Here is a 14,633-nt window from a genome sequence, read left to right on the forward strand (position 1 = left end):
CAGGCGATTTTTCGAGTTCTCAGAGGATGAATCGTAGGGCCGACCCTCGCTGCTCCACGGACTATGACGATCACGTGCCTAGGGGATACGGTCTAGCACTACTTCTCTCTCAACATACAAGGGGAGCCAGGGAGCCAAGCGATCCAGAGCGGTGGATATGTTTCCGCCTCAGGGTTCTAGACTCTTGCTGTCTCTTACTGTCTAAGGACTATTCGGTTACTTAGGCCTTGCGAAAGGCCTCTAGATGGGCGATTTGTTCGGACTGCTGCTGGATCTGGACCGATAACGAGTCGCACACCAGCTCACAGAGTTCGAACACAAAGGCATTGGCGATCTGGTAGTAGACGCAAACCCCTTGCTGCTGGCGTTTAACAATACCCGCCTGGGCCAATATCTTGAGGTGCTTCGATACATTGGCCTGCCCTAGCCCCGTTGCCTCGATAATCTCTGACACATTTTTCTCGCCTAGCTTGAGAGCACAGACAATCTGCAGGCGGCTCGATTCTGATAGCACCTTAAAAAAGTCGGCTACGAGCTGTAATGTCTCTGGGGAAAGCTTGACTAGGCGACAGTCGCTATCTGTTGTAGTGCTGTCAACCTGAGGCGCACGCGAAACCATGGTGGAGAGATTCATAGACGTAGACTCAGAAAGCCAGACTAAAGGCTAAAGGTGTCAATTTATTACTGATCAGTAGTATAACAATTTTTCTCTGGGTTGCGGATAGACCTAGCCTTTGACCCCGCTGCCGGTCTCGGTGGGTACGATATAGCGTTGCAGCACGATAAAAACCGCGATCGCAGGTAGCACCGACAAGATTGACCCCGCCGCAATCAGCCGCCAGTCTAGGGAAAAGCTGCCAGCTAATCGGGCTACCCCCAAGGGCAAGGTGTAGCGCTCGGGGCGATCGAGCAAGATCAGCGGCCAGAGAAATTCTCCCCAGGTGCCGATAAACACGAAGATGCCTAACGTGACCAGGGCCGGCCGGGTGGCGGGCAGCATGATATGCCACCAAATGCCTAGATCAGAGCAGCCATCCATGCGGGCCGCTTCTTCTAGTTCCTTGGGTACCCCCTGAAAGGCCTGCCGCATGAGGAAAATGCCAAAGGCTGAGGCTAGGTAAGGTAACACCAGCCCCAGGTAGGTGTTGCGCAGCCCCAGGTTCACCGCCAAAATGTACAGCGGTATCATCACCACCTGAAACGGAATCATGATGGTGGCCACAATCAGCGCCAAAATGGCATCGCGACCGGCAAACGACAGCCGCGCTAGGGGATAAGCCGCCAGCGAGCACAGCAGTAAATTGGCCGCCACCGTCAGCACCGCCACGATGGTGCTATTGAGAAAGTATTGACCGAAGGGGTTCGACTGCCAGACCTGGCGGTAGTTGGCCAGGGTCGGTTGCTGGGGCAAAAGCTGGGGCGGAGTAGCCAGCAGATTTTCTAGCGGGCCTTTAAAGGATGTGCTGAGCAGCCACAGCAGCGGAAATACCATGACCACCGCAATCAACAGCAGCAGACTGTAGATGCCCAGGTTGCGCCAATGGGGCCACTTAGCCATTTTCCTCACCCCAAGTTGAGCTCCTGCAATAGCCAAAAGCCCGCAAAGGACTCGCTCTCGGGGCTGTCTTGGATGCCAATGAAATGTACCTGATTGGCTTGAGCCTTGGCCGCATCAAACCTTTGGGCTTCGGCGACCAGCTGGGGGTTGGTCAATGCGGCTAGAATCCAGCTGTCGGCGGCCCCGGTTTCGAGCACTATATCAGGAGTCTTGCCAGTCTCGACCCGCCAGCAGGCTAGCTCCAGACCCGACATCCAGGCCGCTAAGGCGGTGGCACGGGGCGAAAAAATGAGCAGACCGGGAATAGGCGTATCGGGAGTCAGATTGGCCATCCCCAGGGGAAAGGCTTCACCAAAATCTATATCCCACTCGGGTAGATCGGCAAAAGCCGCTGCTTCCAGGCTGACAAAGGCCCACTGTTGACCGAGCAGGGCGTCGGGTAATGGTTGAGGGTTTGGGGGGGGAGCCGCCACTGAGGGCGCAGGGACGGTGGTAAAGCCCTCCATGGTGGGATAGACCGTGGCATACCGTTCTTGCAGCCAGTGATTGAGGGCCAGGGTGCGGCGGCTCGGCCGAGCGGGAATGCCAGCTTCATCGCAGGCCCGCAAAATCATGTTTTGCATTTGATAGCGAAAGTAGCGGATGCGGCTGGGAGGGCCAACACCCTGGCTGGTAGCAGCTGCGATCGCCTCATCGATCGCCCCTTTCAGGCTGATCGAGTTGACCTCAGAACTCGACAAAAACTTTTGGTAACGGAAGACCTGATCGGGCTGGGTCTCAGCGTTGACGATGCCTTCGCAGAGCAACACTTCCCAGCGCTTTTTTTGGTTGTCATCCAGCACGGGCCGGGAGTAAAAGTCGAGTTCCCATACGCTGCCCATGGCCTTAGCCCTCGCTCTCAGCTAGCACCTGGCTGATATCGCCGAGGCGATTTTCAGCATCGGCAAATACCGCCTCGGCCTCTTTCAGCAGCTCACCCGGATATTTTTCGAGCACCTTGGTGGAGAGTGAAATGCGGTTGCGCTCGGTGTCGAGGGCCACCACCACCGCTTTGACGGGCTGGCCTACCTTGAGCACGGCAGGCAGCGACTCGACGTAGTTTTTGCTGATTTGCTTGATATGCAGCAGGCCGCTGATGCCGTCAAACTCTATGAAGGCCCCAAAGGGCTTGAGGCTGACCACTGTGCCTGCAATCAGTTGACCCAGCTCCAGGGAGCCCATGACCTGACTGCGGGCGGCAATGCGCGCCGACATCACCAGCTTGTTGGCGGCCGGATTGACCTCTAAGAAGCCCACGGTGAGCCGCTGGCCCACAGCCTCTGATAGGTCTTCGTAGGTGAGTCCCAGGTGCGATCGCGGCACAAACCCCCGCAGCCCTTCCACATCGACGGTGACACCGCCTTTGTTGTAGCCGGTGACCTTAACCTCCAGCACAGCGCTGGCCTCGGCCTGCTGAGCTAGCGTCTCCCAGAGTTGTTTGAGCTGTAGCTTGCGGATGGATAGCAGCACCTGACCATCGGCATCCTGGTCACGAATCACCTGAAAGGAGTATTCTGCCCCAGGCTCTAAAATGCCCTCTAGGGAGGCGACGGCCCGCACCGCCGCCTCGCGAATGGGCAAAAAGGCAGATGACTTGCCGCCAATATCCACCGTTGCCCCATCAGAGGCGCAGGAGATGACAGTACCTTTTACAGTGCTACCCACTTGAAAATCGTAGTCGTGGGCGGCCAGGGCTTTGGCAAAATCTTCGGCGGAAAAAGTCAAGGCTCAGGCTCCTGGACAGTCAATACAATTTGGCTAGCTTTCTACTATACAACGCCAGCGTTTTTGCCATGATGCCCAAACCCACGCACTGCGATCGCCGTTCTCTACGGCTAACGCTGGTCTGTTGCCAGGTGTTGGCCAATATTGGCTAACCGCTCTAGGTCTGAATCGGTGGGCTGCGCCAGTACTCTAGGGGATAACGGTGCGATCGCATCCCAGGGCCAGCATAACGATATTCCAGGCTCCAGCACGACAAACCCAGACCCTTTACAATAGGGGCCAAATCATAAGTGGTGTAGCCCCAATCAGCCATGGCCGAAGATCAATTCAGTCTGTTTAGCACTGGTGATGCCCCAACGCAGAGGGAGATGGCCAACTCCAGCGCTGTCGATTTTGACACTATTCCCACCGATGGCTCGGTGCCCATTCTCCCCGGTGTTTACCCTGACCTGACCACCCTGGGCAATCACTGCCGAGGGTGTCAGCGCTGCGGCCTAGCCCACACACGCACCAATGTTGTCGTCAGTCGGGGCAGCCCCACCGCCCCGGTGCTGATTATCGGCGAAGGCCCCGGCCAGCAGGAGGACGAGCAAGGACGGCCCTTCGTCGGCAAGTCGGGTCAGCTCCTAGAAAAGATTCTCGCTTCGGTGCGCTTCGACACCGAGCAAGACGTCTATATCTGCAATATCGTCAAATGCCGCCCGCCCGACAACCGCGTACCCACCGCTGCCGAAGTGGCCGCCTGCAAGGGCTATTTGCTCGAGCAAATTCGTCTGGTTGACCCCAAAATCATTTTGCTAACCGGGGCAACGGCCCTGAAATCCCTCTTGGGAGTTAAGTCGGGTATCAGCAAGGTGCGTGGCCAGTGGATGGAGTGGGAAGGCCGCCTGTGTATGCCGATCTTTCACCCGGCCTACCTGCTCCGCAACCCATCGCGCGACAAAGGCAGCCCTAAATGGCTGATGTGGCAAGACATCCAGACGGTGAGAGCCAAAGTCGATGAGCTGAGCGGCAACTGAGGGCATCCGTCAGCAGCGGGTTCGGCTTTCAATACTCGGCACTTGAGGAATCTCTGAGAAAATAGTAGGAACGGCTAATCAGCCGTTAAACTGCGTTTGGCCGCGCTGGGATGGCTCGAGGATCCTGGTTTTGGCGGTGGCACAGAGTCTGAATTTATATCGCTTGGCCCGCTAATAACAAGGAGCTTTCCATGGATACCAACAACCTTTTGCGCCAGTTGCTGATGATCGGCGTGGGGACTACCTCGCTGGTGGCAGAGCGGGTCAAGCAGGTGACTGAAGAATGGGTGCGTGAGGGTAAATTTAACCCCGAGCAGGCCCGTACCCTGGTGGATGAGGTGATGGCCCAGCTCAACGAAGGTAACGGAGCCTTAGAAGATCAGTTTCAGCGGTTGTTTCGCAACACCCTGCAAGATTTAGGCGTACCTCGTCAGGCCGAAATGGATGAACTGCGGGGTCGGCTCGATCGCCTGGAGCGCCAGGTGCGCGATTTAGAAAACCGGGCCTGGAAATAGCTGTTTCCCTCAGCTCTGCGCTCGGATACTTCCAGGGCTAAGACCGCTGGTCTGGGCTCCTAGCTCCTATAGGCCAAGTCCTTCTATCGTCCCGACTTAAGCGGATACCTGATTTAAACGGGTTTGCCGATACAACACCGGCCAGGGAAGAGGCTAAACTCAGCATCAAGCTAGTTTTCTAGGGGCAAACCAGCGGTGCGGATTTTTTTCGACTTCATGGTGGGCGGCATCGCGGCGCTGTTTCCGGTAGTGGATCCCATAGGATCTGTGCCCATGTTTCTTGTGTTTACGACGGGCATACCGGCATCGCTGCGCAACCGCTATGCCCTGCGCATTGCCCGCAATGTGGTGGTGCTGCTGATTAGCTCACTGCTTGTGGGGGGTAGCGTGCTGCGCTTCTTTGGGGTCTCGCTGGCGGTGGTGCGCATTGCCGGGGGCATCGTGGTGTTTCATGCCGCCTGGCGGGCCATGAACTCTGACCCTAAGCTCAACGAGGTCGACAATCAAGATGTCGCCCAGCGCCTTGACGAGCACAAAGATATTTCCTTTATGCCGATGACCATTCCCCTGCTAGGGGGGCCCGGGGCGATCGCAGTGACCCTGGGGCTGGCGGCTCAGGCCGGTGGCGATCTGTCGGTCTCAACGGCCATTAACCTGCTGGCGATCGCTACCGCCATCGCCCTGATTGGGCTGGTGATTTATCTGGCGCTGCGATCGTCTACGCTGCTGCTCAAGGTGCTGGGGGCCAGCGGCATTCAGGCCATGAGCCGCCTGCTGGGGCTGTTTGTGATGGCGATCGGGGTACAGCTAATTTTGAACGGACTAGCCGACTGGCTCGACTCATTGAACCTGCTAGCTCCCTAAAACCTAGAAGAACTAGACAACTGTGTTATTCAGGATAATTTTGCTTTAAACTTGTTCTGTTCCCTAAAAATATTGCGCTTCCTGGATCTACTGATTTGGCAGTCATCAGTTGGGTTAGAACCAACCAAAGCAGCAATAGCAGTGCTCTCTATAAATAGCGTTATTTCGCTCGCGGGCGAACAGGTAGTCAGCAAATTGTTCGTCGATCCCTCTTTTGTACAGCGAGTAAAGCATCCATCAGGGCATGCTGTTTACCGCAAATCTTTCTGGGGAACGTTTAGCCCATGAGTTATCCAAGCTTTCACAGCTTTGTTAAGCTTTTGCGCAGTCTACTCAAGCGTAGGCAGCCATGGTTGTACGAAGAGTCTGTTTTTCTCGCCGATCTATGTTTGGCCTATGGCACTATTGCTGGGCTAACCGATCGCAATAAAAAGACGCTCTTTTTAGCGGCTCACTTTAAAAATCTCGGTGCCCTTTATTTAGACGACGAAAACCTGAAGCAGGAATACCCAGATCATAGCGAAGCCCTAACTCAGATGGGGGCGCTATTTAATGCCAGCACTCAACTGGCCAAAGATGCGGGGCTCGAAGAAGTCGCTGATGTGCTCAGCCAATATCATCTCCGGGCGATCCCTCCAAACCACCTGGCGCGCATTTTCCAAGTGCTCAACACCTGGGTCTCGTGCCGCCAACGCAAAGGCTGGCGCAGCGCCATGAGTGATAAAGAGGCGCTGATTATTTTGAAGCAGCGGGCCGAAATGCAGTGGTCTGATCCCAAAGTTGTGTTTCACTTTATTGAGCATCTGTGCCGCTACTCAGCGCGCGCCGATCGCAGAGAGGCCTGCACGATTACCGGCTTTCAGGTGCCGCCAGAGGTGCCCGCCAACAAAGATTATGGCTTTGATACCCTCGAAGACCAGTTTCAGTACCCGGTAGAAGCAGAAACCGCAGGCGGTCTTTAGGTCGAAGAGTTAGATGCAGGGTCGGGGCAGATGTGAACTGGGGGATAGTCAGCGACAGCACAAGGGGATACAGTTGGGGAAATACGGCAACGGCCTTAGGGTTTTAGGTCAGTGCTGGCTCATCTTCTCCCCTAGGTGACTCTCTACGGGCCAAGGAAGCTGGGAGCCGTCTGTCGGAGATTTGCGCTTGACGATGATTTTTTTGGCAAATAGCGAGCAAGGGTCTGTAATGACTAACGACACATTAGAACAGTCTTTTTCTAACTCCTCGCCTGAGGATGCTTTGGATGCAGCGCCTTACCTGGAGATAATTGAAGCGGTCATTGCCTCCCTCGACCAGGGAGATGGGGCCATGGTTAACCAAACTGCTGACGGACATCTATGGCGCTTTAAATACGGCAGTGTAGAGGTCTATGTGCAGCTTACGGGTGAAACTGAGTCGGATACATTAACGGTATGGTCGCCGGTGCTGAGCTTGCCTGCCAAGCATGAACCTCAGCTGATGAAGCTACTGTTGCAGAGAAACTGTAATGAAACCCTAGAAGCCCGTTTTGGCATTTCGGGGGAGCAAGTACTGGTCATTTCAAGCCGCATTTTGAAGGATATTTCTGCGGCTGAGATCTCTCGTCTAATGACGATTGTGGCTACGATCGCCGATGACTCGGACGAAGACCTGGTGGCTGAGTTTGGCCTAGGCTAGGCCTGGGCTTCTTCGAGCACTGATTTTGCAATGGAGGGCAGCTGTAGCCCCGGTGGGTACTGTCCTTCATCTTTGATGCGTTGAATCATGGCGGGGGAAATGCGCAGACCCAGGCGGTCAGCCATAGCCCGCACCACATCGCCTCGATCGATGGTGCCTGCCACCGCATCGGCAGGGGTCAGTACGGTCAGGCGGGGCAGGTGCAGGTCTTCGAGCTGCTCAATGGCTTCGGTTAGCGGTGTATTTTCTCGGACTGAGGGAATATCGAGTAGGGGCTTGGCGATGTGGCTGAGGGAGGTACTTTCCCACTGGCTGCGTTCGACATTGCGCATATCGTCAATGCTAACCTGGCCGCGATAGCGCCCGTCAGACGCCGCGAAGTAAGCCGCAGCACGATTTTCTTCGAGCAGATAGGTGTCGGCAAATTGCCGCAGTGACATGTCGGCATCAATCACCCGAAAGTCGCGCACCATGGCATCGGCGGCGGTCAGGGCTAACATCGCCTCTTGCAGGTTGGTGACCTGGTTGTAGGCGGCGGCGTTGCGCAGGGCAAACCAGCCGATGGCCGCAATCCAAAAGCCAGAAAACGCCTGGTAGACCAGGGCCATAACCAACCCAAAGGTGATGACCAGCCAGCCTAATAACTGACCCGATCGGGCGGCCCAGCGAATGCCCTTGATGCGGCTCTGGGTCACTTTCCACACCAGGGCCTTGAGCACCTGTCCGCCGTCTAGGGGCAGACCGGGAATCAAATTGAACAGGGTGAGCACTAGGTTGATCTGGGCGACACTGCCGGTGATGACGCCCACTGGAGTCGGCAGGGCCGGAATTTGAGCGATGGCGGTGAGCAGCAAAAACAGCCCGAAGCTGACGAGGGGGCCTGCGATCGCAACTTTGAGAGCATTTTCTGGGGTTTTAGACTCTTTGTCGATGGAGGCGATGCCGCCGAACAAAAAGAGCGTAATGGAGTTGACCGCAATACCCTGCATCTTAGCGGCAATACTATGGCCGAGTTCGTGGAGCAGAACTGAGGCAAACAGCAGCAGGGCCAGCGCAAAACCCATCACCCAGGCTAGGTTTCCCCAGGCCGAGTGCCAGCTAGGCTCTAAGCCGTAGGATACGGTCACCAGCAGCAAAATAATGAACCAGGAGCTATCGATAAACAGGGGAATACCCAAAATAGCCCCAATACGCCAGCTGGATTGCATTGCCTAGCCCTCATGTACGCCATCAAATGCCAACCCAGACCTCAGGCCCTGGCATCACGCTACAGGTACCTCAGTCTGGGATATAGCTCTATTCTATCAACGGGGCTGATTACTCGCTGGGGAGCCTGATCACAGCGGCCTATAACAGTCCGGCGTTGCCTAGGCCTAAGATCATCCCCGCTCCGAGGATATGGCCCAGGCTGGCGATCGCCAGCAGTTCGGGTAGGCCAAAGCCCTCAAATACCATGGGCAGGCTAACCGGCAGGGCAGGCCCTACACCGGGCTTTTGGATGGCGTACTTGCCAATGGCCAGCACAAACAAGTTACAGGTAATCATAATCAGCGCCACTTTGAACGACCACTCAGGGGTGAGGGGCGTGGTTTGGGCCAGCAGCAGGGTAGAAAACAGCAATGGTTATATCTCCGTTAGCTTAGAGGTCTAAAATCAAGTTTTGAGAAGTAAGCTTCAGCGAGCTGCCTGGGGTATTGACCGGGTCATCACGGCCCAGAGATTGCCCATGCAACCTCTCTGGATTATAAAAATCTCCCGACACCCCGCCGACGGAATGTTCAACAGAGTTAACATGTGGGTCAAAATTTGTGGTCTGACTCAAGTCGATCAGGCGATCGCGATCGCCCGTCTAGGGGCCACTCACCTGGGGTTTATCTGCGTACCCCAGTCGCCTCGCTACATTTCCCCCGAGGCCCTTGCTGCTATCACCCAGGCATTAGGGGATCAGAACCTGTCAGTCAAAACCGTAGGTGTCTTTGCCGACGCGACGCTGGGTGCGATCGGCGCTGTCGCTCGCCAGGCTAACCTGAGTCATATTCAGCTCCATGGTCAAGAACCCCTAGAGTATTGCCAGCAGCTCCAGGGCCAACTACCGGATACCGCCCTGATTAAGGCGATTCGGGTGCGTAGTCGCAACGATTTGGCCACCGCCACCGCCTATGCGCCCTACGTTGATGCTCTCTTGCTGGATGCCTACCATCCCAAACAACTGGGTGGCACCGGGCTCACCCTAGACTGGCATACCCTGACAGCATTTCAGCCTGGCTGTCCCTGGCTGTTGGCCGGAGGCCTAACTCCTGAGAATGTGAATACTGCTCTGCATACCCTTCGGCCTGACGGCATTGATCTCTCCAGCGGTGTTGAGCAAGGCCCCGGCGTTAAAGATCTCGTTTTAGTACAGCGCCTCTTTAAACGCCTCCATGGTTAGGCCAAGCCTCTAACCTATGCCCCGGTGCGGCTCTAGAGGTAGGTTAAAGACCATAATGAGAATTTTTACTTTTCTAAGGGTGTAGTAGGGTTGGAGGTAATGTATCAACGATCTAGCCCGCTCACGATCGGCACACTAGGCGTTGTCTCCAGGCCAGCGACTTAGACATCCCGATAGATTTCTTACAATAGTCATCTACGCTGATGCAGTTTGGTGCCAGTGCTGCCAAAACTTTCTAGCTCGCCACGACGTTACTTCAACACAAGGCTATGAACGACAACCCCAACCAACCCGACGACTGGCAGCGACAACACGAGTTGAGCCAAAAGCGTGACGCCTATCGCTTGCAGCAAGAAACTCAGCGGCTGAAGGTTGCCCAGCGACGGGCTAAGCTGGCCTGGGTACGCAATACCATCGCTCTGCTGGTCGGGTCGCTAGAAATTTTGTTGGGCATTCGGTTTTTTCTGCGAGCGACTGGAGCTAACCCTGATAACCCGTTTGCCCAATTTATTTCTAAAATATCTGAGCCCTTTATGGCGCCGTTCTCAACTCTTTTCATCAGCCCCACCGATGCCACGGCTACCCGAATCTTTGACATCAATTTACTGATTGCCATGGCGGTGTACGCCCTATTGGGGGGCATCGCGATCGCGATCGTCAACTATTTGCAAGGGCAAAACCCCTACGGTCGGTAATCTAGCCTGAGAGCCGTCGTTGATGGTTGAGCAATAGTAATGTTGCTCCATAGTCCTGTTGCTCAACGGCAATGCTCACTTGGGCAAAACGCTGTTCAAAGCCTGAATAGGCCGGTCTTGCGATGCCATCTGAGACACCCAAGAGAGCCGGAGGCAGCAGTCCCCCTTAGGCAGGCAATTGTTTGCAGAGAAAGATTATTAAGTATGAGGGCAAATCACAGTTCGTTGCAGTCTGCGATCGCCCCCCATCTCCCGCAGGACAATAAAACTAAGGGGATCGGTTGCCAAGCACCCGCCCCAACGGCGTCAACCCAGGGCGCGATCGCGCCAGGAGGGTACCCATGCTATTTTTCGCCTTGACTTACCACGATGCACTCTACATCGCGACCCAGCTCGGGGCCTTGGCCTTGGTGCTGGTGATGTGCTGGAAACTCACCCCACCTCGCCCTCACCAGCCTGACTCTTAGCTGACCAACTACCCAGGCAAGCCATCCCGTTTCACGCTCAGGAGAACACCCTATGTATCGCAAACTCTTAGTGGCGTTAGATCACAGCTCAGCCAGCGACGATCTGTTTGCTCAAGCGCTAGAACTCGCCCAAGCGACCCAGGGGCAGCTCTTACTGGTGCATAGCCTCTCCAGCGAAGAAGCCGGTAGCCCGTCGCCCTTCTCAGCCAGATTTGACAATATTTACTGGGCCCCAGGTACCGAGATCGACGTAGAAGCCTGGCGACAGAGCTGGGTGCGCTACGAAACCGAAAGCCGCGATCGCTTGCAGAAATACACCGCCACCGCCAACAGCCTGGGCGTTGCTGCCGAATTTCGACAATTGGTTGGCCCGGTCGCAGCGGCCATCTGCAAAGCAGCCCAAGAGTGGGGTACCGATCTGATCATTGTGGGCAATCGTGGTCGCACCGGGCTAACGGAGCTCGTGCTGGGCAGCGTTAGCAACGCCGTCATGCACCGCGCCCCCTGTGGGGTAATGGTGATAAAAACGGGAAAACTGAGTGATGCAGAGACGCCTGCGATCGCAGGCGTGGCCTAGCCACAACCAACATCCTGCCCAGTCGTAACGATTTGTGATCTTTTCCTTTCATCTCCTTGGGGAAAACAGAGAAAAAGCCGTGGAAAACCCAGAGATTTAAAGGGGATAATCTCTTCCCCTCTGGGGAAGTCGCCTCGTCAGCTTCCATGGGTGTGGAAACCTTCGATCATTCCCCACGGCTTTTCCCCAGAGAGGTTAGCACTACACCCGAGACAGACCAATCGTCTGAGCAGTTTTCCCCAGTTTTCACACCCCCTTCTACTACTACGATCCTTTAAAATTTTCTCTTTCCGGAAGGCCGCCATTTCCCCACAGGGTCAATGTTGATAGGCCCAAACAGGGGTGGTAGGATGTGCATCCAATCAAAAACTCCCCTTTTCTCAAATCTCTTAAAAGCCTGCTCTATAAAGGATCCAGCACTTAAAGTAGCTCAGCTCAGGGCTACTTTTCAGGGATCCTATGGCAAAAATGAGATACTGCTAATACGCAATCAGCCTACAGAATTTTCGTCTGCCTGGGCTGCTGCGTTTGACCCCTGCGTTTCTTTCTCTCTGCTGCCATGAAGTTTATCTGCCCCCAGAGCGAGCTGAGTGCCCAACTGTCGTCGGTCAGCCGTGCGGTCTCGTCGCGCCCGAGTCGGCCTGTGCTGGCCAATATCTTGGTGAAAGCCGATATTGAGAGCCAGTCGGTTACCCTAGTCGGCTTTGATGAAGTGCTCGGCATTGAGAGCCGCTTTAGCGCCCAGGTCGAAGAACCGGGCACACTGACCCTGCCGTCAAAGTTGTGGGGCGACATTGTCTCGCGGCTGGCCAACGAAGACATCACCCTAGAGTCGGAAGGTGACAGCACCACCGTTACCCTCACCTCGTCCTCAGGCCGCTACGAGGTACGCGGCTTGAGTGCCGAAGACTATCCTTCTCTGCCGACGGTCGAGGAGGGCGAAGCCATTTCGCTCTCTGCCGAGGCCCTACTCAACGGCCTGCGCGGCTCGCTCTTTGCCACTAGCAGCGACGAAACCAAGCAGGTACTCACGGGCTTACACCTGCTCTCTGAAACCGATACCCTGGAGTTTGCCGCCACCGACGGCCACCGCCTCTCGGTGGTGCAAACCACCGACGAAGCCGCCGCCACCGCCACCCCGGCGATGGATGTCACGGTGCCCGCCAAGGCCCTGCGCGAGCTAGAGCGCATGATTCAGGGCTACAACTCTAATCAGCCGGTGGCCCTGCGACTCGATGAAACCCAGGTGCTGTTTGACCTGGGTGCCCAGCGTCTGACCACCCGTCTGCTGGAAGGGCAGTACCCCAACTATCGCCAGCTGCTGCCCAAGCAGTTTGCCCGCCAGGTAACGGTCGATCGCAGAGTGTTGATGTCGAGCCTGGAGCGGATTGCGGTGCTGGCCAGCCAAAAGAACGACATTATCAAAATCACCCTCAACAGCGGCGATCAATCCATTGCCCTCTCGGTGGAAGCCCAGGAAGTGGGCAGCGGTCGCGAAGAACTGCCCGCCCAGGTCACTGGCGACGACCTCGATATTGCCTTCAACGTGCGCTATCTACTGGATGGCCTGAAGGCGTTTGACACGACCGAGGTACAAATGCAGTGCAATGCGGCCACCAGCCCGGCGGTGTTTGTGCCCCTGGGGGAAACCAAGATTACCTACCTGGTGATGCCGGTTCAGATTCGGGGTTAGGGTGCCAGAATCAGATTAGAACAGAGTCAGCTCTGGGGAATAGGGCCATGAGTCGCGCGATCGCCAAGATCATCCAAAATGGCCTAGCGTTTGATGTCAAAAACTGGGGTGGCGCAATGGAATTTGGCGACCTACTAGCTGCGATTGAGTCTTTATTTATCACGCTGGAATCTCGCCAAATCAAGTACTTGCTGGTTGGTGGCATTGCAATGCTCAGCTATGTGGAAGGGCGCAACACCCAAGATATTGACTTCATTCTCTCTAGAAAGGCATTAGAAGACTTGCCAGAATTGGTGATTCTTGAAGAGAACCGTGATTTTATTCGAGGAAATTTTGGCTCTCTTCAGGTAGATGTGCTGTTGACCAAAAATAAACTTTTTGATCTGATAAATCAGCAGTATTCAGTGCAAAAGCAGTTCGGCGATCGCTCGATTCGCTGTGTCACAGTTCAGGGGCTAATCATTCTCAAACTCTATGCGCTGCCCTCGCTTTATCGGCAAGGTAACTTCGATCGAGTGAGCCTTTATGAAAATGATGTTACCCAGCTATTGATGAAATACCCGACCGATTTAGAGCCAATTTTTAGGTTATTAGAAACCTATATGCTGGAATCTGATTTACAAGCTGTTCGGGAAACAACTGACGATATTAAATTGAGAATGCAACGCTTTCAGTCTCAACGCCAAAGGTTAGATAACTCGTCTAGTGATGCGCTATGAGTTGTGAGTTTACGCACAGTATCAGGAATGCAGTTTAACCAAGTGCTTCAGCTTGAAAGTCGAAATGTTCTAACTGCTTGAGAACGTGATTCAATTTCAGCGCACTGGGCAAGGCGATCTAGATCAATGCCCTTTACAAACTGGCTTTCGCTGGCTTGCTGATAGCCGCTGGGATGCAATTGATAAACACAAATGCTTCCTGCCTCCCAAAACCAGACTTCCGCAACGCCTAAGGCTGCATAGCGCTGGAGCTTGTCGGGGCCACCGCTCGTGAGAACCACTTCGATCGCCAGGTCTGGAATGGGCTTTCTGGCCCCAAAGCAGTATGACTCATCTGCCTGCACTGAGGCCACTGCCTCCCTTTCCTGAGAGAAAGAGCCCGTGGCAACAAAGTCTACGCCCTGGCTCAACAGATAGGCTTCGATTAGGTAGCCGATATTGCCTTTTACAATCTCGTGCTCTGGGGAGGTAGACAAAATCTCAAGCTCCCCAGCGAAATAAAACAGGCGAATGTTCGGCGAATCTGCAAAGCCTTGCTGAATCGCTTTGAAGTTGTCCCAGCTTACGCCTGTGTGAATGAAGCGCTGCTCGGTAGGTCGATCGATAAGCTGAACCACCGCTACCCTCCTGGGTTTCTCCTCCTATGATGAATCATAGGCTGCTCGGCAGAAA

20 protein-coding genes are annotated in these 14,633 nt (G+C 55.0%); 12 read left to right on the forward strand and 8 right to left on the reverse strand.

Annotated features, from left to right (window positions below; all coding sequences use genetic code 11):
- Nucleotides 1-220 precede the first annotated feature (220 nt).
- The 4 genes from IQ254_RS14835 to IQ254_RS14850 form a co-directional block, all read right to left on the reverse strand.
- On the reverse strand, nucleotides 221-634 hold the full coding sequence (locus IQ254_RS14835; RefSeq protein ID WP_228040740.1) for a helix-turn-helix transcriptional regulator: 414 nt from the start codon (nucleotides 632-634) through the stop codon (nucleotides 221-223).
- Between the two features lie 93 nt (nucleotides 635-727).
- Entirely contained in the window at nucleotides 728-1,558 is an 831-nt protein-coding gene (locus IQ254_RS14840) for a carbohydrate ABC transporter permease (RefSeq protein ID WP_193966937.1), read from the reverse strand.
- Nucleotides 1,559-1,563: 5 nt separating this feature from the next.
- A complete protein-coding gene (locus tag IQ254_RS14845) occupies nucleotides 1,564-2,439 on the reverse strand; it encodes a Tab2/Atab2 family RNA-binding protein (RefSeq protein ID WP_193966938.1) in 876 nt (291 codons plus the stop codon).
- Nucleotides 2,440-2,443: 4 nt separating this feature from the next.
- Entirely contained in the window at nucleotides 2,444-3,322 is an 879-nt protein-coding gene (locus tag IQ254_RS14850) for a S1 RNA-binding domain-containing protein (RefSeq protein ID WP_193966939.1), read from the reverse strand.
- Between the two features lie 29 nt (nucleotides 3,323-3,351).
- Between IQ254_RS14850 and IQ254_RS32115 the strand changes: the two genes are divergently transcribed.
- Nucleotides 3,352-3,474 (forward strand): hypothetical protein, encoded by a 123-nt coding sequence (locus tag IQ254_RS32115; protein WP_255527005.1) that lies wholly within the window; start codon nucleotides 3,352-3,354, stop codon nucleotides 3,472-3,474.
- 5 nt (nucleotides 3,475-3,479) lie between these two features.
- Here the strand turns inward: IQ254_RS32115 and IQ254_RS14855 are convergent, their stop codons facing one another.
- On the reverse strand, nucleotides 3,480-3,635 hold the full coding sequence (locus IQ254_RS14855) for a hypothetical protein (RefSeq protein ID WP_193966940.1): 156 nt from the start codon (nucleotides 3,633-3,635) through the stop codon (nucleotides 3,480-3,482).
- Between IQ254_RS14855 and IQ254_RS14860 the strand changes: the two genes are divergently transcribed.
- The 5 genes from IQ254_RS14860 (at nucleotide 3,634) to IQ254_RS14880 (ending at nucleotide 7,382) form a co-directional block, all read left to right on the forward strand.
- Entirely contained in the window at nucleotides 3,634-4,341 is a 708-nt protein-coding gene (locus tag IQ254_RS14860; protein WP_193966941.1) for a uracil-DNA glycosylase family protein, read from the forward strand. The genes IQ254_RS14855 and IQ254_RS14860 overlap by 2 nt on opposite strands.
- Nucleotides 4,342-4,532: 191 nt before the next feature.
- Nucleotides 4,533-4,856: a phasin family protein gene (locus IQ254_RS14865; RefSeq protein WP_193966942.1), complete on the forward strand. Its 324-nt coding sequence runs from the start codon at nucleotides 4,533-4,535 to the stop codon at nucleotides 4,854-4,856.
- A gap of 195 nt (nucleotides 4,857-5,051) precedes the next feature.
- Nucleotides 5,052-5,720 carry a MarC family protein gene (locus IQ254_RS14870; protein WP_313887460.1) on the forward strand — a complete coding sequence of 223 codons (669 nt, stop codon included), beginning with the start codon at nucleotides 5,052-5,054 and terminating at the stop codon, nucleotides 5,718-5,720.
- 284 nt (nucleotides 5,721-6,004) lie between these two features.
- A complete protein-coding gene (locus tag IQ254_RS14875; RefSeq protein WP_193966943.1) occupies nucleotides 6,005-6,682 on the forward strand; it encodes a hypothetical protein in 678 nt (225 codons plus the stop codon).
- Between the two features lie 229 nt (nucleotides 6,683-6,911).
- A complete protein-coding gene (locus tag IQ254_RS14880; protein ID WP_193966944.1) occupies nucleotides 6,912-7,382 on the forward strand; it encodes a YbjN domain-containing protein in 471 nt (156 codons plus the stop codon).
- Here the strand turns inward: IQ254_RS14880 and IQ254_RS14885 are convergent.
- Both IQ254_RS14885 and psaK read right to left on the reverse strand, forming a co-directional pair.
- Nucleotides 7,379-8,590, reverse strand: coding sequence for a site-2 protease family protein (locus tag IQ254_RS14885; protein ID WP_193966945.1), 1,212 nt, complete (start codon nucleotides 8,588-8,590; stop codon nucleotides 7,379-7,381). The genes IQ254_RS14880 and IQ254_RS14885 overlap by 4 nt on opposite strands.
- A 139-nt stretch (nucleotides 8,591-8,729) precedes the next feature.
- Nucleotides 8,730-9,002: a photosystem I reaction center subunit PsaK gene (psaK, locus tag IQ254_RS14890; protein WP_193966946.1), complete on the reverse strand. Its 273-nt coding sequence runs from the start codon at nucleotides 9,000-9,002 to the stop codon at nucleotides 8,730-8,732.
- A 172-nt stretch (nucleotides 9,003-9,174) separates the two neighbouring features.
- On the opposite strand from psaK, the gene IQ254_RS14895 reads away from it, so the two are divergent.
- The 6 genes from IQ254_RS14895 (at nucleotide 9,175) to IQ254_RS14920 (ending at nucleotide 13,961) form a co-directional block, all read left to right on the forward strand.
- Nucleotides 9,175-9,810 carry a phosphoribosylanthranilate isomerase gene (locus IQ254_RS14895; protein ID WP_193966947.1) on the forward strand — a complete coding sequence of 212 codons (636 nt, stop codon included), beginning with the start codon at nucleotides 9,175-9,177 and terminating at the stop codon, nucleotides 9,808-9,810.
- 269 nt (nucleotides 9,811-10,079) lie between these two features.
- Complete coding sequence (locus IQ254_RS14900; RefSeq protein WP_193966948.1) at nucleotides 10,080-10,505, forward strand: YggT family protein; 426 nt, start codon at nucleotides 10,080-10,082, stop codon at nucleotides 10,503-10,505.
- A gap of 281 nt (nucleotides 10,506-10,786) precedes the next feature.
- Nucleotides 10,787-10,972 (forward strand): hypothetical protein, encoded by a 186-nt coding sequence (locus IQ254_RS14905; RefSeq protein ID WP_193966949.1) that lies wholly within the window; start codon nucleotides 10,787-10,789, stop codon nucleotides 10,970-10,972.
- Nucleotides 10,973-11,024: 52 nt separating this feature from the next.
- On the forward strand, nucleotides 11,025-11,549 hold the full coding sequence (locus tag IQ254_RS14910; protein ID WP_193966950.1) for a universal stress protein: 525 nt from the start codon (nucleotides 11,025-11,027) through the stop codon (nucleotides 11,547-11,549).
- A gap of 559 nt (nucleotides 11,550-12,108) precedes the next feature.
- Nucleotides 12,109-13,242 (forward strand): DNA polymerase III subunit beta, encoded by a 1,134-nt coding sequence (gene dnaN / locus IQ254_RS14915; RefSeq protein WP_193966951.1) that lies wholly within the window; start codon nucleotides 12,109-12,111, stop codon nucleotides 13,240-13,242.
- Nucleotides 13,243-13,289: 47 nt separating this feature from the next.
- On the forward strand, nucleotides 13,290-13,961 hold the full coding sequence (locus tag IQ254_RS14920) for a hypothetical protein (protein WP_193966952.1): 672 nt from the start codon (nucleotides 13,290-13,292) through the stop codon (nucleotides 13,959-13,961).
- A gap of 47 nt (nucleotides 13,962-14,008) precedes the next feature.
- On the opposite strand, the gene IQ254_RS14925 is transcribed toward IQ254_RS14920, so the two are convergent.
- Entirely contained in the window at nucleotides 14,009-14,578 is a 570-nt protein-coding gene (locus IQ254_RS14925) for a Uma2 family endonuclease (RefSeq protein WP_193966953.1), read from the reverse strand.
- Nucleotides 14,579-14,633 lie beyond the last annotated feature (55 nt).

The organism is Nodosilinea sp. LEGE 07088 (assembly GCF_015207395.1).
Classification (GTDB): domain Bacteria; phylum Cyanobacteriota; class Cyanobacteriia; order Phormidesmidales; family Phormidesmidaceae; genus Nodosilinea.